The sequence below is a fragment of the Mesorhizobium sp. M1307 genome (genome assembly GCF_040318155.1).
In the GTDB taxonomy this organism is placed as follows: Bacteria; Pseudomonadota; Alphaproteobacteria; order Rhizobiales; family Rhizobiaceae; genus Mesorhizobium.
On sequence record NZ_JAMYLR010000033.1, the window covers coordinates 40,886 to 60,328 of the forward strand.

26 protein-coding genes are annotated in these 19,443 nt (G+C 62.6%); 15 read left to right on the forward strand and 11 right to left on the reverse strand.

Annotated elements, in window-relative coordinates; all coding sequences use genetic code 11:
- Positions 1-67: 67 nt before the first annotated feature.
- The 6 genes from NKH16_RS26205 to NKH16_RS26230 form a co-directional block, all read right to left on the reverse strand.
- Positions 68-1,273 (reverse strand): aminotransferase class V-fold PLP-dependent enzyme, encoded by a 1,206-nt coding sequence (locus NKH16_RS26205; RefSeq protein WP_352747646.1) that lies wholly within the window; start codon positions 1,271-1,273, stop codon positions 68-70.
- Between the two features lie 23 nt (positions 1,274-1,296).
- Positions 1,297-1,758, reverse strand: coding sequence for a RidA family protein (locus NKH16_RS26210; protein WP_023678474.1), 462 nt, complete (start codon positions 1,756-1,758; stop codon positions 1,297-1,299).
- Between the two features lie 34 nt (positions 1,759-1,792).
- Entirely contained in the window at positions 1,793-2,587 is a 795-nt protein-coding gene (locus tag NKH16_RS26215) for an amino acid ABC transporter ATP-binding protein (RefSeq protein WP_023678475.1), read from the reverse strand.
- A 4-nt stretch (positions 2,588-2,591) separates the two neighbouring features.
- Positions 2,592-3,242 carry an amino acid ABC transporter permease gene (locus tag NKH16_RS26220; RefSeq protein ID WP_023678476.1) on the reverse strand — a complete coding sequence of 217 codons (651 nt, stop codon included), beginning with the start codon at positions 3,240-3,242 and terminating at the stop codon, positions 2,592-2,594.
- 1 nt (position 3,243) lies between these two features.
- Complete coding sequence (locus NKH16_RS26225) at positions 3,244-3,909, reverse strand: amino acid ABC transporter permease (RefSeq protein WP_352746000.1); 666 nt, start codon at positions 3,907-3,909, stop codon at positions 3,244-3,246.
- A gap of 66 nt (positions 3,910-3,975) precedes the next feature.
- The gene (locus NKH16_RS26230; protein ID WP_031212143.1) at positions 3,976-4,857 is read right to left on the reverse strand and encodes a transporter substrate-binding protein; all 882 of its coding nucleotides are present in this window, start codon (positions 4,855-4,857) and stop codon (positions 3,976-3,978) included.
- 128 nt (positions 4,858-4,985) lie between these two features.
- Here NKH16_RS26230 and NKH16_RS26235 point away from each other — a divergent pair, with 128 nt between their 5' ends.
- Complete coding sequence (locus NKH16_RS26235) at positions 4,986-5,789, forward strand: IclR family transcriptional regulator (protein ID WP_352747644.1); 804 nt, start codon at positions 4,986-4,988, stop codon at positions 5,787-5,789.
- A 50-nt stretch (positions 5,790-5,839) separates the two neighbouring features.
- Here NKH16_RS26235 and NKH16_RS26240 read toward each other — a convergent pair whose 3' ends face one another.
- Positions 5,840-6,043: a YdcH family protein gene (locus tag NKH16_RS26240; protein ID WP_023678480.1), complete on the reverse strand. Its 204-nt coding sequence runs from the start codon at positions 6,041-6,043 to the stop codon at positions 5,840-5,842.
- Positions 6,044-6,282: 239 nt separating this feature from the next.
- Here NKH16_RS26240 and NKH16_RS26245 point away from each other — a divergent pair, with 239 nt between their 5' ends.
- From NKH16_RS26245 to NKH16_RS26275, 7 genes are all read left to right on the forward strand, one after another.
- Positions 6,283-6,462, forward strand: coding sequence for a YdcH family protein (locus NKH16_RS26245; RefSeq protein WP_023678481.1), 180 nt, complete (start codon positions 6,283-6,285; stop codon positions 6,460-6,462).
- Between the two features lie 202 nt (positions 6,463-6,664).
- Positions 6,665-7,918: a flavodoxin-dependent (E)-4-hydroxy-3-methylbut-2-enyl-diphosphate synthase gene (ispG, locus tag NKH16_RS26250; protein ID WP_352683417.1), complete on the forward strand. Its 1,254-nt coding sequence runs from the start codon at positions 6,665-6,667 to the stop codon at positions 7,916-7,918.
- A 4-nt stretch (positions 7,919-7,922) separates the two neighbouring features.
- Positions 7,923-8,777 carry a lytic transglycosylase domain-containing protein gene (locus NKH16_RS26255; protein WP_352746007.1) on the forward strand — a complete coding sequence of 285 codons (855 nt, stop codon included), beginning with the start codon at positions 7,923-7,925 and terminating at the stop codon, positions 8,775-8,777.
- A gap of 161 nt (positions 8,778-8,938) precedes the next feature.
- Entirely contained in the window at positions 8,939-10,135 is a 1,197-nt protein-coding gene (locus NKH16_RS26260) for a phosphoglycerate kinase (protein ID WP_352746021.1), read from the forward strand.
- A gap of 140 nt (positions 10,136-10,275) precedes the next feature.
- Entirely contained in the window at positions 10,276-11,301 is a 1,026-nt protein-coding gene (locus NKH16_RS26265; RefSeq protein WP_352747639.1) for a class I fructose-bisphosphate aldolase, read from the forward strand.
- Between the two features lie 150 nt (positions 11,302-11,451).
- On the forward strand, positions 11,452-12,189 hold the full coding sequence (locus NKH16_RS26270; RefSeq protein ID WP_352747636.1) for a DUF899 domain-containing protein: 738 nt from the start codon (positions 11,452-11,454) through the stop codon (positions 12,187-12,189).
- Positions 12,190-12,275: 86 nt separating this feature from the next.
- Positions 12,276-13,007 carry an SGNH/GDSL hydrolase family protein gene (locus tag NKH16_RS26275; protein ID WP_352634153.1) on the forward strand — a complete coding sequence of 244 codons (732 nt, stop codon included), beginning with the start codon at positions 12,276-12,278 and terminating at the stop codon, positions 13,005-13,007.
- 117 nt (positions 13,008-13,124) lie between these two features.
- Here NKH16_RS26275 and NKH16_RS26280 read toward each other — a convergent pair whose 3' ends face one another.
- Complete coding sequence (locus NKH16_RS26280; protein ID WP_352540257.1) at positions 13,125-13,286, reverse strand: hypothetical protein; 162 nt, start codon at positions 13,284-13,286, stop codon at positions 13,125-13,127.
- A 202-nt stretch (positions 13,287-13,488) separates the two neighbouring features.
- On the opposite strand from NKH16_RS26280, the gene NKH16_RS26285 reads away from it, so the two are divergent.
- The 3 genes from NKH16_RS26285 (at position 13,489) to NKH16_RS26295 (ending at position 14,943) form a co-directional block, all read left to right on the forward strand.
- Complete coding sequence (locus NKH16_RS26285) at positions 13,489-13,656, forward strand: hypothetical protein (protein ID WP_023678489.1); 168 nt, start codon at positions 13,489-13,491, stop codon at positions 13,654-13,656.
- Positions 13,657-13,797: 141 nt separating this feature from the next.
- Complete coding sequence (locus NKH16_RS26290; protein WP_352747633.1) at positions 13,798-14,205, forward strand: hypothetical protein; 408 nt, start codon at positions 13,798-13,800, stop codon at positions 14,203-14,205.
- A gap of 18 nt (positions 14,206-14,223) precedes the next feature.
- Positions 14,224-14,943, forward strand: a complete 720-nt coding sequence (locus tag NKH16_RS26295; protein WP_023678491.1) for a helix-turn-helix transcriptional regulator — start codon at positions 14,224-14,226, stop codon at positions 14,941-14,943.
- A gap of 58 nt (positions 14,944-15,001) precedes the next feature.
- On the opposite strand, the gene NKH16_RS26300 is transcribed toward NKH16_RS26295, so the two are convergent.
- Positions 15,002-15,697, reverse strand: coding sequence for a DUF1013 domain-containing protein (locus NKH16_RS26300; RefSeq protein ID WP_023678492.1), 696 nt, complete (start codon positions 15,695-15,697; stop codon positions 15,002-15,004).
- Here NKH16_RS26300 and NKH16_RS26305 point away from each other — a divergent pair.
- Entirely contained in the window at positions 15,690-16,055 is a 366-nt protein-coding gene (locus NKH16_RS26305; protein WP_352452477.1) for a hypothetical protein, read from the forward strand. The two genes, NKH16_RS26300 and NKH16_RS26305, sit on opposite strands and share 8 nt — an antisense overlap.
- On the opposite strand, the gene NKH16_RS26310 is transcribed toward NKH16_RS26305, so the two are convergent.
- Both NKH16_RS26310 and NKH16_RS26315 read right to left on the reverse strand, forming a co-directional pair.
- Positions 16,052-16,192: a DUF1127 domain-containing protein gene (locus NKH16_RS26310; RefSeq protein WP_023678493.1), complete on the reverse strand. Its 141-nt coding sequence runs from the start codon at positions 16,190-16,192 to the stop codon at positions 16,052-16,054. The genes NKH16_RS26305 and NKH16_RS26310 overlap by 4 nt on opposite strands.
- Positions 16,193-16,324: 132 nt before the next feature.
- Positions 16,325-17,335: an NAD(P)H-quinone oxidoreductase gene (locus NKH16_RS26315; RefSeq protein WP_352452476.1), complete on the reverse strand. Its 1,011-nt coding sequence runs from the start codon at positions 17,333-17,335 to the stop codon at positions 16,325-16,327.
- A gap of 124 nt (positions 17,336-17,459) precedes the next feature.
- Between NKH16_RS26315 and NKH16_RS26320 the strand changes: the two genes are divergently transcribed.
- The 3 genes from NKH16_RS26320 to NKH16_RS26330 all read left to right on the forward strand — a co-directional run bounded on the left by NKH16_RS26320 (position 17,460) and on the right by NKH16_RS26330 (position 19,317).
- Positions 17,460-17,654 (forward strand): DUF1192 domain-containing protein, encoded by a 195-nt coding sequence (locus NKH16_RS26320; RefSeq protein ID WP_023678495.1) that lies wholly within the window; start codon positions 17,460-17,462, stop codon positions 17,652-17,654.
- A gap of 96 nt (positions 17,655-17,750) precedes the next feature.
- The gene (locus tag NKH16_RS26325) at positions 17,751-18,998 is read left to right on the forward strand and encodes an MFS transporter (RefSeq protein ID WP_023678496.1); all 1,248 of its coding nucleotides are present in this window, start codon (positions 17,751-17,753) and stop codon (positions 18,996-18,998) included.
- 31 nt (positions 18,999-19,029) lie between these two features.
- The gene (locus NKH16_RS26330) at positions 19,030-19,317 is read left to right on the forward strand and encodes an ArsR/SmtB family transcription factor (protein ID WP_023678497.1); all 288 of its coding nucleotides are present in this window, start codon (positions 19,030-19,032) and stop codon (positions 19,315-19,317) included.
- Positions 19,318-19,443 lie beyond the last annotated feature (126 nt).

Sequence of the window (19,443 nt, forward strand, 5' to 3'; positions counted from 1 at the left end):
GATGGCGCACTGGCCCGATGCGAAGCCGGTGCTGGAAGGCACTGGCTCGACCACGCTCTGGCGATGTCTAGTCCGGCCAGCGCAGCGCTCCGGCGGACTGCTTGCGAGCGGGTTTCATCGCATCCGCCGGCCGATCGGCAGCACTCAACACCGCCCGCAGGCGTTCGGCAACGATCTCCGCCTCGCCGGGATGGAGATTGCACGGATCAAGGAAGAAGTGACCGCGCTCGACCTCGTGGTTGCGCACGATCACGGGCGGTGAACCCGCCGCAAGCGCCGAGGCGAGGCCGGCGGCGGTGAAGCGGCTTTCCGGCGCAACGAACACCTGCAGGCGGTCGAGAGGATTTCCGGTCGGATCTGGAATGATACGTGCCTCGATGCCAGGCAGGCCCTGCAATGCGGCTTGCCACAGATGCAGTGCGGCTTCTTCCCGCTGGCGAATGCCGGCATGGTCGCGCCGCTCCCAGGCTTCCAGGGCCGCCATGGTGCCGGCAATGCTCTCCTTGCCGACCTTCATGGCGCGCGCAACGCCGCGGTTCTGGAGATAGGCGGCCCGTACCAGATCCTTGCGGCCGGCAACGATGCCGCTTGTCGGCCCTGAGAGAAATTTGTGCCCGCTGTAGACAACAATGTCGGCGCCGCGCGCCAGAAAGCCACGCAAATCGTATTCCGAGGCGGCGTCGACGATCACCGGCACGCCCTTGGCGTGGCAAATCTCGCAGAACTCCTCAAGCGAGAGCATGCCGTATTGCACGGTGTGGTGCGCAACGACGTAGAGGGCTGCCGCAGTCCGGTCCCGGATCGCCTCGGCAACATGATAATCCTGGGTGACGCTGACCGTGCCGGCAGGCACTGCCTTGGCTCCGGCAAGCCGGATCGACTGGTCGATCGGCGCGCCGTAATTGACGATGTGACCAAGCTGAACGATGACCTCCGATTTGAGGCCCTCGGTGTCGTCCGGCAGCCGCTCGATCGCAAGAAGGCTGGTCCCGGTCATCGCGCCGGCAATCGCCATTGTTATGCCGCTGGCGCAGCATGCGGTGATGAAGCCGGCCTCGCCGCCGGTGAGGCGTGCAATCACAGTACTTGCGGCGCGCTGCAGATCGTCCATCTCGACCCATTGCGAGGCGATTTCCGACATTGCGGCAATCGCTTCTGGCACGATGATCGAAGCGCCGAGCGCCGTCATCGTACCGGAAACATTGATGATCGGGCGAAGGCCAAGCCGTTCGCGGATTGTCGTGTTGGAACGGTCAGCGGCATAGGTCGTCATCTCTGTAGATCCTGTTTAAGATTTCAGGCGGCGATCTCGACGACCGCCTCGATTTCAACTGTGATGTTGCCCGGCAGCGAGCCGACACCGATCGCGGAACGGGCATGTCCGCCAAGCGTATCAAAGACGGCCGCGAAAAGATCGGAACAGCCGTTCACCACCTTGGGGTGCTCGCTGAATGTCGGCGTCGCATTGACAAAGCCAAGCAGCTTGACGACGCGCACGATGCGGCCGAGGTCGCCGGCCGCCGCATGCATGACGGCGAGTAGGTTCAGGCCGGTCAGACGCGCATGCCCGTAGGCCTCTTCAACGCTGACATCCTCTCCGACCTTGCCGGTGCAGAGCGCGCCATCGGCGCGCAACGGCCCCTGGCCGGAGAGGAAGATCAGCCGTCCGCTCTCGGCATAGGTGACGAAGTTGGCGATGGGCTTCGGCGGCTCGGGCAGTGTCAGGCCCAATTCCGCGAGCCGGATGTAAGGCGTCATAAAAGCTCCTTGCGACAGCTTTCGCCGTCCGATGTCAAAAATGCGAGGCGCGAAACCGCGCCAGGAAACTGCGAAGGCGTTCATTGTCGAACCCCGCCGCCAGAATCTCGGCGGGTGGTCCGACGGCACTGACGCCGCCATCCGCCATGAAAACGATGCGGCTCGATGCGTCGCGCGCAAAAGCCATTTCATGCGTGACCATCAGCATCGTCATGCCGTCTTCGGCGAGGCTGCGCACGACCTCGAGCACCTCGCCAACCAGTTCGGGGTCGAGCGCCGAGGTTATCTCGTCGAGAAGCAATATCTTCGGCTCCATCGCCACGGCGCGGGCGATGCCGACGCGCTGCTGCTGGCCGCCGGAAAGCTCGGCCGGCAGACTGTCGGCTTTGTGGGCGAGGCCTACGCGGCCGAGCCAGTGCTCGGCAATGGTGCGGGCCTCGGCATTGCTCTTGCCGCGCACCTTGCGCAGGCCAAGCATGATGTTGCCGGCCGCAGTCAAATGCGGAAACAGATTGAAGCTCTGGAACACCATTCCGGTCTCGGCTCGCATCGCCGCCAGGTCGCGCTCGCTGCGTCGCTGGCGCGTTCCCGTCTCGCGATAGCCGACTTCTTTGCCGTCGATACGGATCGAGCCGCTGTCGTAGCTCTCCAGGAAGTTGACGCAGCGCAGTAGCGTGGTCTTGCCGCTGCCGGAGGGGCCGATGATAGTCACGACCTCGCCGCGCGTCACTTGCAGGCTGACGGAGCGCAGGACCTCGACGGATCCAAAGGCTTTGGAAACCTCGGTGACATCGAGAAGTGCCGGATTCTGGTGCGAGGCGTTGGACATCGTGCTATTCCCGGATGAAGGAGAAACGCCGCTCCAGGCGCCGGCTGGCCAAGGAGAGGGCGTAGTTGACGGCGAAGTAGACGAGCGCACCGAGAATGTAGAGTGGCATCGCCTCATAGGTGCGGCCGATGACCTGGTTGATTGCCTGCATGAGGTCGGTGATGCCGAGCAGCGAGACCAGCGCGCTGCCCTTCACCGCGTCGGTGACGCCATTGATCCAGGGTGGCAGGAAGCGCCTGAACGCCTGCGGAAAAATGACGTAGACCAGCCGCTGGCGAAAGGTCAGTCCGATCGCCATCGCCGCCTCGGACTGACCCTTGGGAATCGAGCCGACGGCGCCCCTGAGATACTCGACGACTTGTGCGGTCTTGAAGAGGGTGAGGGCGAACACGGCCGCCCAAAAGGATTCCAGATGCAGCCCTACCGCGGGCAGGCCGTAATAGACGAAGAAGATCAGCACCAGGATCGGAATGCCGCGTATGGTGTCGCTGAAGATGCGCACTGCCCAGCGTAGCGGAAAAGGACCATAGACAAGGCCGACGCCCATCAACACGCCGGCGATGAGCGATAACACCACGACCAGCAGCGACACCCACAAGGTTACGGCAAAGCCTTCGGCGAGGAACGGCAAGGCGTAGATGATCTGGCTCAGCATGTCAGCGCGCCGCCTTGAACCGGCGCTCGACGAGCCGCAGCGCGAAAAGCAGCGTGTAGCCCGTCAACAGGTACATTGCCGTCACCACCAGATAGACTTCGACAATGCGGAACGTGTTGAAGTTGATCCACTGGGCGCCATAGGTGAGTTCGGGTACCGAGATGACCGACGCCACGGACGTATCCTTGAAGAGCGATATGAATGTATTGGAAAGCGCCGGCAGGGTTATGCGCAGCATCGTCGGCAGGCGCACATCGAGCAGCCTTTGCCATGGCGTCAGGCCGATTGCCTTGCCGGCGTCGAGCTGACCGCGCGGCACCGCCTCGAGCCCCGAGCGAAACACCTCGACCAGGTAGGCGCCGCTGTAGAGCGACAGCGTGGCAATGAATGAGGTTTGCGCGCTGTAGGTAATGTCGACCACCGTCGGCAAGCCGTAGAAGACCAGATAGACGAGCAGGATCAGCGGCACGTTGCGGATGAACTCGACATACCCCGCGATGATGGTCCGCACCGCACGCCCGGCCGACACGTACCAGACCGCCAGAACGAGTCCGATGACGATGCCGATCGCGATCGAGATGACGGCCAGTTCGAGGCTTAGCAGCAGTCCGCCCCAGAGCTTGTCGAAATGCCGCCAGATAAGGTTGAAGTTGAGAGTATAACCCATGCGTCCTCGTCATGGAGGGCTGTGATGAGAGAAGGCGGAAGGACGTTGTCCTTCCGCCTGCTTGCATCAGATGACCGGGAAACCGGGATGGCGCGCCGGCGGCTCCTGTCCGAAATAATCCTTGAACGCAGCGTCGTAGAGGGCCGTTTCATGGCCGAACATGGCGATGGTGAAGGTCTGGTTGACGAAGGTCAGCCAGTCGAGGTCGCCCTGCCGCAGCGCGGCACCATAAAGCATCGAGAACCAGCTCTTGCCGGCATCGAAGTACTTATCCGGATTGCGCGAGGCGAGCCAGCGTACCGTTGACAGATCGACCGCGGCGGCGTCGACGCGCTTCGATTCCAAGGCCTGCAGCACGTTGGCCTGCGTGTCTATCTGCATCACCTGCGACTCCGGCAGGACGATATGCACGTTAGCCTCGGCATCGACATTTTGCAGGATGGAAATCCGCGTCGCCGAACCGCCGGCAAGCAGCTTGTCGAAGGTCTTGTTTTCGGCGTTCGGAAGGGTCAGCAAGGCGATGCCTTCGACGTAGTAGGGTCGGGAGAAGTGGATCAGCTGCGAGCGCTGGGCGGTCATGGTCATGAACTGGATGGTGATGTCGACCTTGTTGGTGGTCACGTTCGGAATGCGCTGAGCCGGATCCTGCATGACAAATTCGACCTTGGTCGGATCGTCGAAAAGCCCCTTGGCGAGGATGCGACCCATGGTGATGTCCATGCCTACCAGTTCGCCGGCGTCGTTCTCGAAATGCCAGGGCGCGTTGGTGCTGCCGGTCCCGACGATCACCTTGCCGCGCTCGAGGACGGTGCGCAGCAGGCTGTCCGGCGCTGCCTGGGCCGCCGCTTTCTGAACGTCGACCGCGGTAGCGGCGCTCATCACTCCGGCCGTTGCAAGCCCGGCCATTCCCAGTTTCAGAAATTCACGCCTTTTGGATGTGTCGTTCACGGCGACCTCCTTTCGTGTTGTGTTCCCCTTTGGAGCAGCAATACAGGCATCGGTTGCAACTGACGCCATTGTCCCTTACAAGGGACGCCTGTACTCTGTACAAGACAGATTAACATCAGGAATCGATAATGCAAGAAGGTAATGCCTTGGCCGCTCGACCGGACGCCGGTCTGGACGAAGACAAGAACTCGGTTTCTCGGGAGAAGGGCCTCAACCGGGTCCTCCAGATTCTGGAGTTTCTCCACACGACCCAGCGTGCGATCGGCATCGGCGACCTTGCCAAGGGGGTAAACGCGCCGCGTTCGACGACTTATACGCTTGTGCGCTCGCTGGTCGACGCAGGCCTGCTGGAGATGGCCGGAGACGGCAATCGGGTCTATTTCGGAAAGAAGCTCTATCTCTACGGAATGGACTATGTGCGGGGCAACGACCTGCTCAGGCGAGGACGCCAGGAAGTCGATCATCTGTCACGCGAGACCGGCGAGACCTCGGAGTTGTGCATGCTGCAAAGCGGCCGCTACACCATCGTCCATTCAACCCCGGGAACGAGGCCATTCCGGATCAGCTCGGCGACCGGTCTGCAAATACCGCTCCCCTGGACAGCTTCCGGGCGACTGCTCCTCGCCGGCTTCGACAGGGCAGCGATTGAGGATATGGTCTCCGAGGACGATCTCGTGCTGCCGGACGGCCGCAGATTGCAACTCGACGATTTCATAGACGACATCGCCGTCGCCAAGTCGGCCGGCTACTGCGTCACCTCCGGCCTTGTCGATGCCTACACGAAATGCCTGGCCGCGCCGGTCTTTTCAGCGCCGGGCAGGGTCGAGGCGACGATGTGCCTGGTGGTTCCGATCGATACCTCGACCGAAAAGACCGACAACCTGATAGCGTTGTTGCGCGAGCGCGCCGCACGGCTTTCGATCGCGGCATAACCGCTTTTCCAGCAGGCCCCGCCGGCGTTCGTTCAAACAATGGCGTTCGTTCAAGCAATAATGTCTGGAATGATCTTGTCTTCCAGCGCCATCAGCCTGTCCTTCAGGAAAAGCTTCTTTTTCTTCATGCGCTGGATCTGCAGCGGGTCGCAATTCATGGCGATCATCGCATTGATGGCCGCGTCGAAATCGGCGTGTTCCTGCTTCAGCCGGGAATATTCGAGGCGGATATCTGCCTGTTCCTGATCGGACATTTTTACCGTCTGCACGTCTGCGGCGCCCAAACTATGGGCCTGATTGGGCGGGACCGGGGCTTCTTGCCCCGGCGCGCAGCCCATATCACATTTCATATTGGCGTGGAATGCTACCACGCAGCATTCGACATCGGTGCGCGATGGTGGCACACTGTCATTATGCCGTCATAGAAGCGAGCCTGCGGTGGACGTGCCATGACGGCTGCAATCCGAGGAAACCATGAAAGGGAGAACCAATCATGTCTCTTGCATCCCATCTTGATGAGCTGCAGCGGAAACACGGCGACATCGAACGCGAAATCGATGATGCGATGACCCATCCATCGGTAGACGACCTCGAAATCGTGAATCTCAAGCGGCGCAAGCTGGCGCTCAAGGACGAGATTGAAAAACTGAAGGCGAAACCGACGACCCACTGAAACCCTTCCAGGACTAGAAGCGCCGCCCGGAGCGCGATCTTTCCGGTGGCATGTCTCTATGCTGCCGGAAACGCTCATGGATTTGCGGCAAGCTGCCGTCTTGTTGTTTCCGATTTGCTGGGCCTGCGCGCCAGTTGCCATTGACAAGCCATCTTTGCTCCTCCACCTCATGCCCGGACCTTCAAGATTAAAGGTAGCCGGCATGACCGGATATTTTTCCTCACCCTTCCCACGCCGCAGGTCGGTCGGTGTCGATGTCGGCGGCGTGATTGTCGGCGGCGGCGCCCCAGTCGTCGTCCAGTCGATGACCAACACCGACACGGCCGATGTCGACCAGACGGTCGCGCAAGTGGCGGCGCTGCATCGCGCCGGCTCCGAGATCGTGCGCATAACGGTCGACCGCGACGAAAGCGCTGCCGCTGTGCCGGCCATCCGCGAGCGACTGGAGCGGCTCGGCATCAACGTGCCGCTGGTCGGCGATTTCCATTATATCGGCCACAAGCTCCTGGCCGATCATCCGGCCTGCGCCGCGGCCTTGGCCAAGTACCGCATCAACCCCGGCAATGTCGGTTTCAAGGACAAGAAGGACCGGCAGTTCGCGGCAATCGTCGAGATGGCGATCCGATACGACAAGCCGGTGCGCATCGGCGTCAACTGGGGTTCGCTCGACCAGGAGCTGCTGACCCGGCTGATGGATGACAACCAGGCCCAAGGCTTTCCGCTGACCGCGCAGGAAGTGACGCGCGAGGCAATCGTGCAATCGGCGATCCTGTCGGCCGAAATGGCCGAAGAGATCGGCCTTGCGCGCGAGAAGATCATCCTGTCGGCCAAGGTCAGCGGCGTGCAGGATCTGATCGCCGTCTACACCGAGCTTGCCACCCGATCCGACCATGCGCTGCACCTCGGCCTGACAGAGGCCGGCATGGGCTCGAAAGGCATCGTCGCCTCGTCCGCGGCCATGGGCATCCTGCTCCAGCAAGGGATCGGCGACACCATCCGTATCTCGCTGACGCCGGAGCCGAACGGTGACCGCACACGCGAAGTGCAGGTGTCGCAGGAGCTGTTGCAGACCATGGGCTTCAGGCAGTTCGTGCCGATCGTCGCCGCCTGCCCGGGCTGCGGCCGCACGACCTCGACCGTGTTCCAGGAGCTTGCCCAGAACATCCAGGCCGACCTGCGCAAGAACATGCCGGTGTGGCGCGAACGCTATCCCGGCGTCGAGAACCTCAAGGTCGCGGTGATGGGTTGCATCGTCAACGGTCCGGGCGAATCCAAACATGCCGATATCGGCATTTCGCTGCCCGGCACCGGTGAGACACCGACCGCCCCGGTGTTCGTCGACGGCAAGAAGGCGGCGACGCTGCGCGGCCCATCGATTGCCGCGGATTTCGAGAAGATGGTCGCCGACTATATCGAACGGCGGTTCGGGCAGCACGACAAAGCCGCGGCGGAGTAGTTGAATGCGGCGTTTGCTGGGCGCGGCGCTGGTTCTCATTTGCGGGCTGATCTGGGCGACAGCCGTTCAGGCCGATCCACCACGGCCCGCCAAAAAGAAGCTGATCGACCAGGTTTGCAACCTGATCGAGGCCCATGCCGACCGGAACGGGCTGCCCAGGGATTTCTTTGCCCGGTTGATCTGGAAGGAAAGCCGTTTCGATCCCAATGCGGTCAGCCCGGTCGGCGCCGAAGGCATTGCCCAGTTCATGCCGGGCACCGCCAGGATGCGCGGGCTCGCCAATTCCTTCGACATCGAACAGGCGATCCCGGCCTCGGCAAAATACCTCGCCGAAATGAAATCCGGTTTCGGCAATCTCGGCCTCGCCGCCGCAGCCTACAATGCCGGCGAGAGCCGGGTGACGCGCTGGCTGCATTCCGGCGGCTTCTTGCCGATGGAGACCGAAAGCTACGTGTTGGACGTCATGGGCGAGCCGGCCGACAACTTCACCAATACCGCCTACGCCGGCGTCATCCGGCCGCTCGACAAGAAGGCGAGTTTCGCTGCTGCTTGCCGCGAGCTGCCGGTGATCATGTCCAGAACCGTGCCGATGTCGTCGATCAACATCAAGCCGTGGGGCGTGCAGGTGGCCGGCAATTTTCGCCGCGCCGCGGCGCTCAACCAGTGGCTGAGAGTGAAAAGCCGGTTCCCGGCAATGCTTGCCGGCCACGATCCGGTGGTCAGCCGGGTCCGTACCCCGATCGGCAGGCGCGGCATCTATGCCGTGCGGATCGGCGCCGATAACAGAGCCAAGGCCGACACGATCTGCGACAAGCTGCAAAGCGTCGGCGGCGCCTGCATCGTGGTACGCAACCGGTAAAGCCATATGTCGGAGCGTTTTGCGCCATTGCTGCCCATCTCGCTCCCCGTGGCACTTCGTCCTCGATACGTGAATCATATTTTCGGTGAACCGTTAGGCAGGTCTTGCATCGTCGTCGATGCGGGGTAAGGTCCCCGCGATTTTTCGTGAAAGGGATCAGCATGGCCGGCTTCAAGACACTGGACGACATCGGCAATATCAGCGGCAAGCGTGTGCTGGTGCGTGTCGACCTCAACGTTCCCGTCACCGAGGGCAAGGTCACCGACGCCACCCGCATCGAGCGCATTGCGCCGACCATTGCCGAGCTCTCCGGCAAGGGAGCCAAGGTCATCCTGCTTGCCCATTTCGGCCGGCCCAAGGATGGACCTGCGCCGGAATTCTCGCTCGAGCCGATCGCCAAGGCGACGGCGGACGTGCTCGGCCGTCCGGTTGGCTTTGCCGCCGACTGCATCGGTGACAAGGCGGCAAATGCAGTTGCTGCCATGAATAATGGCGACGTGCTGCTGCTCGAGAACACCCGCTTCAATAAGGGCGAGGAGAAGAACGACCCGGCCTTCACCGAAAAGCTCGCCGCTAACGGCGATATCTTCGTCAACGACGCCTTCTCTGCTGCGCACCGTGCCCATTCGTCGACGGAAGGGCTGGCGCATGTGCTGCCGGCGTTCGCCGGCCGCACCATGGAGGCCGAGCTCGATGCGCTGGAAAAGGGGCTTGGCAATCCCGTCCGCCCGGTTGTCGCCATCGTCGGCGGCGCCAAAGTCTCGACCAAGATCGACCTGTTGATGAACCTGGTGAAGAAGGTCGACGCGCTGGTCATCGGCGGCGGCATGGCCAATACGTTTCTAGCGGCGCGCGGCACCGACGTCGGGAAATCCTTGTGCGAGCATGATCTCGCGACCACCGCCAAGCAGATCATGATCGAGGCGGCCGAGGCCGGCTGCGCCATCATCCTGCCCGCCGACGGCGTTGTCGCCAGGGAGTTCAAGGCCGGCGCCGCCAGCGAGACCGTCGCCATAGCAGACGTGCCGGCCGACGGCATGATCCTCGACGTAGGCGCAAAGACCGTGAAAACCATTGCCGAATGGATCGACCGCGCCGCGACGCTGGTCTGGAACGGGCCGCTCGGCGCCTTCGAGATCGAGCCGTTCGACCATGCAACGGTGGCGACGGCCAGGCACGCGGCAGCGCGCACCAAGGCCGGCAGACTGATCTCGGTCGCTGGCGGAGGCGACACGGTGGCGGCGCTCAATCATGCCGGCGTCAGCGATGATTTCACTTATGTCTCGACGGCCGGCGGCGCTTTCCTCGAATGGATGGAAGGCAAGCCCTTGCCCGGCGTCGACGTCTTGAAGCGCTGAGCGCGGCCGCAAGAGCAGCGCGAAGGAGTGCGCCCGCGACTTTCAATCGATTCGCGCTTGTTTGACGAAATGGTTCGACTTGAACCTGCGTTGCTCTGGTGGTCTGCTGGGCGCGTATCAATTCTTTCAGGAGAAGCACGATGAGCGAACGTCTCGAGGACATTGCCGCCGCGATGGTGGCCAATGGCAAGGGCCTGCTGGCCGCCGACGAGAGCTCCGGCACCATCAAGAAGCGCTTCGACGTCATCGGTGTCGAGTCGACCGCCGACAGTCGCCGCGACTATCGCGAGATGATGTTCCGCGCCAGCGATGCAATGACCAAGTACATTTCCGGCGTCATCCTCTACGACGAGACCATTCACCAGAAGGCCGCCGACGGCACACCGCTGGTCGACATCATCAAGGCATCAGGCGCTATCCCCGGCATCAAGGTCGACGCCGGCGCCAAGCCGCTGGCCGGCTTTCCCGGCGACACCATCACCGAGGGCCTGGACGGCCTGCGCGAACGCCTTGCCGACTATTACAAGCTCGGCGCCCGCTTTGCCAAATGGCGCGCGGTGATCGACATCGATGTTGCCAAGGGCGTGCCCTCTGCCACCTCGATCGGCTCGAACGCCCATGCGCTCGCCCGCTATGCAGCGCTTTGCCAGGAGGCCGGCATCGTGCCGATCGTCGAGCCGGAAGTGCTGATGGACGGCGCTCACGACATCGACATTTGCTACGAGATCAGCAAGGCGACGCTGACAAAGCTTTACACGGAACTCTATGCGGCGCGCGTCGTCCTCGAAGGCACCATCCTGAAGCCGAACATGGTGCTGGCCGGCAAGAAATCAGGCAAGGTCAGCAGCCCCGACGAAGTTGCCGAAAAGACGATAAAACTGTTCCGCGAGACGGTGCCGGCCGCTATTGGAGGCATTGCCTTCCTTTCGGGCGGACAATCTGACGAGGAGGCGACCGCCAACCTCAACGCCATCAATGCCATTGGCCCGCATCCGTGGAAGCTGACCTTTTCCTACGGTCGCGCCTTGCAGGCCGCTCCGCAGAAGGCCTGGAGCGGCAAGCCGGCGAACGTCGCCGCCGCGCAGGCCGCCTTCGCCCATCGAGCCCACATGAACCATCTGGCAGCCCTTGGACAATGGCAGCCGACGCTGGAGCAAGCCGCCTGACGGAATTCAGGTTGCGTTCCCTCCGACCCGGGCCATGTGCCCGGGTTTGTTTGAAAGCAGCAAGGGCCGCAATTTCCTGCAACTAAAAATGCAGCTCGGTGTCGGCATTCCTCGCTGCCGAACGTCCTCCGTGAAAAGAGGAGCAGACCTATGCCAAACAACAAGACCGTATCGCAGGAAGACTGGTTTCAGGCGCACAAGGCGCATCTGGCGCGCGAAAAGGAATTGACGCGCTTTCGCGACCGCGTCGCCGCCGAACGCCGCGAATTGCCGTGGCTGAAGATCCGCAAGGACTATGTCTTCGAGACCGAGCAAGGGCCAAAGAAACTGCCCGACCTGTTCGGCGGCAACAGCCAGCTGATCGTCTACCATTTCATGTTCGGGCCGGGCGCCGATTATCGTTGCGAGGGCTGCTCGTTCCTTGCCGACCACATTGACGGTGCCAACCAGCATCTCAGGCACCACGACGTCTCGCTCGTGGTGGTGGCGCGGGCGCCGCTGGCCGAGCTTCTGCCCTACAAGCAGCGCATGGGCTGGAAATTCGACTGGGTGTCGTCGTACGCTTCGGACTTCAACTTCGACATGCAGGTGTCATTCACCGACAAGCAGATCGCGGCCGGCGACACGACCTACAATTTCGAGCGGCGCGCGCGGAGATCGAAAGACCTTCCCGGCACCAGCGTGTTCTATCGCGACGAGAAAGGCGACATCTTCCTGACTTTCATCTCGCGCTCCAGAGGCGGCGATCCGCTGATCGGCGCCTATCACTATCTCGACCTGACGCCGAAAGGCCGCAACGAAACTGGCCCGCATCATAGCCTCGGCGACTGGGTGCGGCTGCACGACGAGTATGAAGACCGATCCGGAACACATGACTGCTGCCATTGAGGCGACAAGGGTGTCGCTGCAAGGTCGTTCACCTTCAGTGCAACATGCGCTAAGTGCTGTTCGCTATGCCCTAAAAGGGACTTGCCATGCGGCGCTTTCCGACCCTTCTCACCTGGCTCGCCTTTCCGGTTTATGTCTGGCAAGGACTTGGCGTGCGTCGCCGCACCGCCCGCATGCTGCCGGCACAAGGTCCGGTCATGCACGAGATATCTGGCCTGGCGCCAGCAATCTCGGTTCTGGTGCTTGGCGATTCCTCCGCCGCCTCGGTCGGCATCGGCAATTCCGAAAACGGATTGGCCGCGCAACTGGCAGTTCTGATTGCGCAACGCACCGGCCGCACCGTGCGCTGGCGGGCGGCCGGCTTCAACTCGGCAACCTCTGGCCAGATCCGCGATCATGTGCTGCCCAATCTATCGGCCGATCCGTGGACGCATATCGTGCTGGCCATCGGTACCAACGACACCAAGAATTTTCATTCCGTACCGCGCTTCAAGCGCGAGTTTGGCGGCCTGCTCTACGCGCTGCGCGCCAAATGGCCGGAAGCGCGCGTGGTGTGGTCGCCGGTGCTGGAGTTCACCCGGGCTCCGGCAATGCCGCCATTGCTCGGCAAGATCCTCGAAATCCGCGCCGTCGAGGTGAACCGGATGGGCGAGCGCCTTTGCCTCGAACGCGGCGCCATACCGGCGCCCCGGCTGCCGATCACGGATGCCGATGCCGGCTTCGCATCGGATGGATTTCACGCTTCGGAAGCCGGCTACCGAGCCTGGGCGGAACATCTGGTCAGCCTGGTGCTCGCCAACGAACCGGGCGTCGCGTAGCGGGCCGCCCGCACTAAAGCGCGTCGCGTTCGATTGGTCTCATCCGACGCGCTTCAGGTTCTTGTTTTTATGCATGTCGTTGTCGCAAAACCGCTGCACAATTTTGCGCGACATGCATTACGTCCAGTGCCCGAGCACCGCCGTAATCGAAATCGCCGCCATCGCCAGCAGCGCCAGCTTCCAGAAATCGCTGCGCCGCTTCAGCCCGGGCCAGCCGAGCGGCTTGATGAGCTGGATGACCATCATGAAGATGATGACGAGCGCGAGAAGTTTCGACATGCAGCCTTTGATCAGCATCGCGGCTGGCTGTCAAAGCGGCTCCGGGATCGCCGGCTTCCACTGCGGCAAGCCTCTTTTCAGCACTGCCTTGTCACTTCGATGGATAAATCGGAACGCCGGTCATGAGAGCCGCACCCTCCTGACAGACTGCTGTCAGCAGGGGTGTGCGATAGTGCCTGCATCGAAAGAGAGGAGACCAGCCATGAACGGTATTACCATTCTGCGTAGCGTGCAGCACTATGTCGGCAAGATCCGGACGATCCGCAATGAGATCCGCACCCAGCGATTCATGAACACCCTGCCGGCGGACATCCGCAAGGATATTGGTTGGCCGGACATGTATGGCGACCGCCGCAATGGCGGCAATTGAGGCAAGCTTTCCGCGTGGCGTTTGGATGCGACCTGGCGACGAGCTGAAATGGGCATGCTGAAGCCTCCTGACAGTATGGTGTCAGGAGGCTCGTGCCATAGTGCAATGGCCGCCGGAGCCGGATGGCCGAGAGGACGATCGATGAAAAGCTGGAACGACAGGCTGAACACGCCTGGCATCAACGGCATAACACCGTCGCCACGCACCATCGGCGACGTCGTCGAAGGCCAGCCGATGCTGGTTCCTACAGCTCGCCAGGTCCACGCATTCATCCGCTCTATCCCCGAAGGCATGGACATGAATATCCGCGCTTTGCGCACCGCTCTCGCCATCGAGCACGGTGCCGAGATGACATGTCCGGTCACCATCGGCTATCATCTGCGCACCGTCGCCGAGGCCGCCAACGAGGATCTTGAGCGTGGTATGGCGCTGGGCGATGTTGCGCCGTTCTGGCGGGTGGTCGACGCAAGCACGCCGACAACGAAGAAACTGTCCTTCGGCGCGGCCTTCGTCGCCGCGCAGCGCAAGCGCGAAGGGCTGGAACGATAGACGCCGAGGGACCATACGATGCGCCGCGCCGACAGGCTCTTCCAAATCGTGCAGCATCTGCGTGGTGGTCGTCTGGTCACCGCCCAGAAGCTGGGCACGTGGCTCGAGGTTTCCGAGCGGACGATCTATCGCGACATCGCAGACCTGCAGTCGACCGGCGTGCCGATCGACGGCGAGGCCGGTGTCGGCTACATGATGAGGGAGGGTTTCGACCTTCCGCCGCTGATGTTCACGCGTGACGAGATCGTCGCGCTGGTCGCCGGCGCCCGCATGGTGCGCGCCTTTGGTGGCGCGGCCATGGCGCGAGCCGCCGACGAGGCGCTGGTCAAGATAGGCGCCGTGTTGCCCGACGCCGAAAAGGACCGCATCGCCCGTACCGAGATCCACACGCCGATGTGGGTGGTAAGCGATGCCGCCCGCGAAGCCATCGACCTGATCGAGCGGTCCATCGAGAAACGTCAGGTGCTGACCATCGACTATTCGGATGAGGCCGGCCGCAGCACCGCGCGCGACATCCGCCCGCTCGGCCTGTGGTTCTGGGGCAAGGTGTGGACCTTGGTCGCCTGGTGTGAGATGCGCGGCGATTTCCGCGCCTTCCGCATCGACCGCATCGCCTCGGTGGTCATCGCCGGCCGCACCTTCAAGCCGGAGCGCGGCAAGCAGCTCGCCGATTTCTATCGCGCGGTGGAGCGCAGCGAGGATTACGGCATGGCGCCGGACCGGGCGGCGCGAAGCTGACACGGAAGATCACAAAAAAGCCCGCTTGAAAGCGGGCTTTTTGTTTTGGATGCCAGACCTATTCCTCTTCGTCGGCGTCCTTGTCCTTCGACTTCAGCGCTGAAAGCTTGGCGAAGACGGCGTTGGCGTCAAGTTCGCGGTCCTCGTCCTTCGGCTTTTCGGGCGCCGGCACCAGCCGTTCGGTCAAGGCGGCCGGCAGCAGCGTATCGCCGACCGGCTGCGCCTGCTCGCGGCCGCGCGAGGCGCGGTTGATTTCCATATCGAGGTCGATCTGCGACGTCAGGCCGAGCGTCACCGGATCCATCGGCTGGAGATTGGCGGAGTTCCAGTGCTTTCTGTCGCGGATCTGGTCGATCGTCGACTTCGTTGTGCCGACAAGGCGGGCAATCTGCGCATCCTTGAGCTCGGGATGGTTGCGCACCAGCCAGAGGATGGCGTTGGGCCGGTCCTGGCGCTTCGACAGCGGCGTGTAGCGCGGACCCTTGCGTTTGGATTCCGGCACCCGCACCTTGGGATCCGAGAGCTTCAGCCGGTGGTTCGCGTCCTTCTCGGCGCGCGCGATCTCGTCGCGAGTGAGCTGGCCGGTCATGATCGGGTCCATGCCCTTGATGCCTTGCGCCGACTCGCCGTCGGCGATCGCCTTGACCTCAAGCGGATGCAGTCCGCAGAACTGCGCGATCTGCTCGAAGGAAAGCGCTGTGTTGTCAACCAGCCAGACGGCGGTCGCCTTTGGCATCAGCAGCGTATTGGCCATTACAAAAATCCTTCTCGTTCGCCCGCGTTCCCGCGCGGGCGGTGGTTTAGAGCCACCAAAATGGGAAAATCGCGGTCTATATAACCGCTCGCTCGCCGTTTCGCAATGTTTTTGGCAGGCGCGCGTCAAGGACGGCACGGCAGCGCGACCAGCAGACCGCGAAGGGTCGGCAGATGACGCCATGCAGTCGAAAGCTTCAAAAAGACAAAGCCCGCCAGACCAAGGTCGGGCGGGCTCGGAACCGGCGACGGAAATCCGTCTGCTGCGGCTCTGGCTTCTAAAGCTTGATCCCGAACCGCGGCTCGGCGTTGCCGAAAAGCAGCGCCCGGTCTTCGAGCGGGATCGTGCTCGAGATTAAAGCCCTTTGCGGGCGATTCTCTCGATGTCGCCGCGGTTGATGCCGAGGTCGTTGAGCTGACGAGCATTCAGCCGGTTCAGTTCGCGCACGGTTTCGTTGTACATGCGCCAGTTACGGAAAGCGCGGATCGGGTTCATGATAGTCCTCCATCGTTTTGATGCCGCGTAAATAGGCATCGGCGATGAAAAATTGAACAGACGCTTTTGCATGGCCGCAATGCGTTTGTTGCATTGCACCATTAGGCTTTCGTTCAGCCTGTTTGCGGGCCGTCAGGCGACATCGAGCACAATCTTGCCGATGTGCTCACCCTCCTCCATCCGCTCATGCGCCCGCCACGCTTCCTTGAGCGGGAAGATCGTATCCATCACCGGCGCAACCTTGCGCGTGCCGAGCAGCGGCCAAACCTGCGCCTCCAGCGCAGCCGCAACTGCCGCCTTGAACTCCACGGTGCGTGGCCTGAGCAGCGATCCTGTGTGCACGAGCCGCTTGGCCATGATCTTGAAGAAATCGGCGCTCGCCACCGCCCCGCCCTGCGTCGCGATCTGGACGATGCGGCCTTCCATGGCTGCAGCCTCATAGTTTCGCGCCACATAGTCGCCGCCGACCATGTCGAGGATGACATTGGCACCCTTGCCGCCGGTTGCCTCCTTGACTGCGGCGACGAAGTCCTCCTCGCGGTAGTTGATCGCCCGGTCGGCGCCGAGCTTGAGGCAGGCGTCGCATTTCTCCTTGCTGCCGGCGGTGGTGACGACATAGGCGCCGAAAGCGGCAGCAAGCTGGATCGCCGTGGTGCCGATACCCGACGAGCCGCCATGCACGAGCAGGGTCTCGCCGCTCTTCAGGCCGCCGCGCTCGAAGACATTGTGCCAAACAGTGAAGTAGTTTTCCGGCAGCGCCGCCGCTTCGGTGTAGGTAAAGCCGGCGGGCAGCGGCAACACGCTGCCGGCGTGCACTCTGACATATTCGGCATAGCCGCCGCCCGCCGTCAGCGCACAGACCCGGTCGCCGACGCGCCAGCGCGATATCTCGTCACCAAGGGCAGCGACTTCGCCTGCTGCTTCCAGGCCCGGCAGATCCGACGCTCCCGGCGGTGGCGGATAGGCGCCCTTGCGCTGTTGCACGTCCGGCCGGTTGACGCCGGCGGCCCGCACCCGGATCAGGATCTCGCCGGGACCGGGAACCGGTACGTCGCGGGTTTCCGCTTTCAGCACCCGCGGCCCGCCCGGTTCCGATATGGCGATCGCCATCATCTTCGCCGGAATTTTCTGTGCGTTCGCCATGAATTTTCCCGTCGTGCTCCGCCGGTTTCTCGTGCCAGCTCTTGCCCGCCATTTGCATCCATACCCTTGCCCTATGTATGCTCATTGGCAAATCAGGCAAATGGGCAATCACGGAGGAGCGACGATGGCGATCTTCGACGACGAACCCAAGAAGAAAGCGCGCCCGCACGAGATCGGGCAGGATCTGTCGCTGCTTTCCGTCGATGAATTGTCCGAACGGATCGGCATCCTGCGCGACGAGATCGCCCGGCTGGAAGCCGAGCTCAAGACCAAGGGCTCGACCAAGTCGGCGGCAGAGGCGCTGTTTCGCCGCGGGTAGTTACTGCGGGTAATTCCAAAAGCTCGGGCACGCCGCCGAAAAGCCCGAATGCCGCTGTCTCCAGACTTGTGCCCTAACCCCCAGCCGGATTGAAAAATGTTCGCAAGCTACAGACCGATCCTCTCGCTGCTGCGCGGCACCGCGTTCCTGTTGGCGGCATCCGGACTGCACGGTCTGCTGTTGCCGCTGCGCGGCCAGGTGGAGGGCTTCTCGACGGCATCGCTCGGCCTGATGGGCACGGCTTGGGCCGGCGGCTTCGTCACCGGCTGCTTCTTTGCGCCACGCATCGTGCGCCGCGCCGGTCATGTCAGGGCTTTCGGCGCCTTTGCCGCATCGGGAGCGATCGTCGCACTGCTCACCGGCCTGATCATCGACGAATATACCTGGATCCTGCTGCGCGCCTTCACCGGCTTCACCATGGCCGGCGCCTTCATGGTCATCGAAAGCTGGCTCAACGAGAAGGCCACCAACGAAAACCGCGGCACCGTCTTCGGCCTCTACATGATGGTCACCTATGCCTCGATCATGGGCGGTCAGATGATCGTTGCCGGCGGCGATGTGAGATCGGCGTCGCTGTTCATGATCACCGGCATTCTGTTCTGCCTGTCGCTGATCCCGACGGCGGTCTCGACGGCGTCTCACCCCAAGCCGCTGCAGGACGTGTCGCTTGACGTCAAGGGGCTCTACGTCAATTCGCCGGTGTCGGCGATCGCTTGCGTGCTGATCGGCATCGCCAACGGCGCCTGGGGTACACTTGGTGCCGTCTATGGAGCGCGCATCGGCATCTCGACAGCCGAGATCGCGCTGATGATGAGCCTCGTGGTCATCGCCGGCGCTGCCATGCAGCTTCCGGCCGGGCGGCTCTCCGACACGACGGACCGTCGTTTCGTGCTGGCGGGCGCGGCCTTCGGCGCTGCGCTGTTTGCCATCGCCATCTTCCTGTTCGAACCGCGCTCCGGCGTCTTCGTCATCGTCTGCACCGCCGCCTACGGCGCCTTCGCCTACACGCTCTATTCGATCGCGGTGGCGCATGCCAATGACCATGCGCGATCGGAGGACTTCGTCAAAGTGTCGGGCGGCCTGCTGCTGCTTTATGGCTTCGGCACGATGATCGGTCCGCTGGTGGCCGCCGGCCTGATGGGCTGGATGCGCCCTGAGGGGCTGTTCCTGGCCACTGCGCTCGCGCATCTCAGCCTGGCTGGCTATACGCTGCTGCGCATCAGCCGTCGCGCGCCGGTGCCGATCGAAGGCCGCGATGCCTTCAAGACCCAGCCCGCCGATCGCTCGGTGACGCCGGAAGCGTTGCGGCTCGACCCGCGTAGAAAAGCTGAAGCCGACAGTTGAGATTCGAGGCGCTTTGCCCCACAAATAAGGCATGATGCTTTCCGACGCCTTCATGGCGATTGCCGATCCCAACCGGCGCCATCTCTTGGAAGAGCTCCGGCGCGGACCGAAGACCGTCAACGAATTGGCATCCGGCTTGCCGGTGTCCCGCCCGGCCGTTTCGCAGCACCTGAAGGTGCTGCTTGATGCGGGGTTGGTCAACGCCAAGCCGGAAGGCACCAGGCGCGTCTATACGGTCAGCAATGCCGGCTTCCTGAAGCTCAACATCTGGCTTGACCAGTTCTGGGATGCGGAGCAGCTCGGTTCACCCGGAAGCTGAGAGGCATCGTCAGCGCGTCGAGCAACTATGCAGCATCGGGCCTAGAGTATCCGTGTTGGTCAAGGGAGAGATGGTGTCCAGGTCCGATTGTCCCTGAGTAGTGCGTTTGCGAGGATGATGAGCTTT

Excerpts from the sequence above, each read along its gene's own strand:
- NKH16_RS26205 (WP_352747646.1), bottom strand. The coding sequence starts at position 1,273 with ATGACGACCTATGCCGCTGACCGTTCCAACACGACAATCCGCGAACGG.
- NKH16_RS26210 (WP_023678474.1), bottom strand. The coding sequence starts at position 1,758 with ATGACGCCTTACATCCGGCTCGCGGAATTGGGCCTGACACTGCCCGAG.
- NKH16_RS26215 (WP_023678475.1), bottom strand. The coding sequence starts at position 2,587 with ATGTCCAACGCCTCGCACCAGAATCCGGCACTTCTCGATGTCACCGAG.
- NKH16_RS26220 (WP_023678476.1), bottom strand. The coding sequence starts at position 3,242 with ATGCTGAGCCAGATCATCTACGCCTTGCCGTTCCTCGCCGAAGGCTTT.
- NKH16_RS26225 (WP_352746000.1), bottom strand. The coding sequence starts at position 3,909 with ATGGGTTATACTCTCAACTTCAACCTTATCTGGCGGCATTTCGACAAG.
- NKH16_RS26235 (WP_352747644.1), top strand. The coding sequence starts at position 4,986 with ATGCAAGAAGGTAATGCCTTGGCCGCTCGACCGGACGCCGGTCTGGAC.
- NKH16_RS26240 (WP_023678480.1), bottom strand. The coding sequence starts at position 6,043 with ATGTCCGATCAGGAACAGGCAGATATCCGCCTCGAATATTCCCGGCTG.
- NKH16_RS26245 (WP_023678481.1), top strand. The coding sequence starts at position 6,283 with ATGTCTCTTGCATCCCATCTTGATGAGCTGCAGCGGAAACACGGCGAC.
- ispG (WP_352683417.1), top strand. The coding sequence starts at position 6,665 with ATGACCGGATATTTTTCCTCACCCTTCCCACGCCGCAGGTCGGTCGGT.
- NKH16_RS26255 (WP_352746007.1), top strand. The coding sequence starts at position 7,923 with ATGCGGCGTTTGCTGGGCGCGGCGCTGGTTCTCATTTGCGGGCTGATC.
- NKH16_RS26260 (WP_352746021.1), top strand. The coding sequence starts at position 8,939 with ATGGCCGGCTTCAAGACACTGGACGACATCGGCAATATCAGCGGCAAG.
- NKH16_RS26265 (WP_352747639.1), top strand. The coding sequence starts at position 10,276 with ATGAGCGAACGTCTCGAGGACATTGCCGCCGCGATGGTGGCCAATGGC.
- NKH16_RS26270 (WP_352747636.1), top strand. The coding sequence starts at position 11,452 with ATGCCAAACAACAAGACCGTATCGCAGGAAGACTGGTTTCAGGCGCAC.
- NKH16_RS26275 (WP_352634153.1), top strand. The coding sequence starts at position 12,276 with ATGCGGCGCTTTCCGACCCTTCTCACCTGGCTCGCCTTTCCGGTTTAT.
- NKH16_RS26280 (WP_352540257.1), bottom strand. The coding sequence starts at position 13,286 with ATGTCGAAACTTCTCGCGCTCGTCATCATCTTCATGATGGTCATCCAG.
- NKH16_RS26285 (WP_023678489.1), top strand. The coding sequence starts at position 13,489 with ATGAACGGTATTACCATTCTGCGTAGCGTGCAGCACTATGTCGGCAAG.
- NKH16_RS26290 (WP_352747633.1), top strand. The coding sequence starts at position 13,798 with ATGAAAAGCTGGAACGACAGGCTGAACACGCCTGGCATCAACGGCATA.
- NKH16_RS26295 (WP_023678491.1), top strand. The coding sequence starts at position 14,224 with ATGCGCCGCGCCGACAGGCTCTTCCAAATCGTGCAGCATCTGCGTGGT.
- NKH16_RS26300 (WP_023678492.1), bottom strand. The coding sequence starts at position 15,697 with ATGGCCAATACGCTGCTGATGCCAAAGGCGACCGCCGTCTGGCTGGTT.
- NKH16_RS26310 (WP_023678493.1), bottom strand. The coding sequence starts at position 16,192 with ATGAACCCGATCCGCGCTTTCCGTAACTGGCGCATGTACAACGAAACC.
- NKH16_RS26315 (WP_352452476.1), bottom strand. The coding sequence starts at position 17,335 with ATGGCGAACGCACAGAAAATTCCGGCGAAGATGATGGCGATCGCCATA.
- NKH16_RS26320 (WP_023678495.1), top strand. The coding sequence starts at position 17,460 with ATGGCGATCTTCGACGACGAACCCAAGAAGAAAGCGCGCCCGCACGAG.
- NKH16_RS26325 (WP_023678496.1), top strand. The coding sequence starts at position 17,751 with ATGTTCGCAAGCTACAGACCGATCCTCTCGCTGCTGCGCGGCACCGCG.
- NKH16_RS26330 (WP_023678497.1), top strand. The coding sequence starts at position 19,030 with ATGATGCTTTCCGACGCCTTCATGGCGATTGCCGATCCCAACCGGCGC.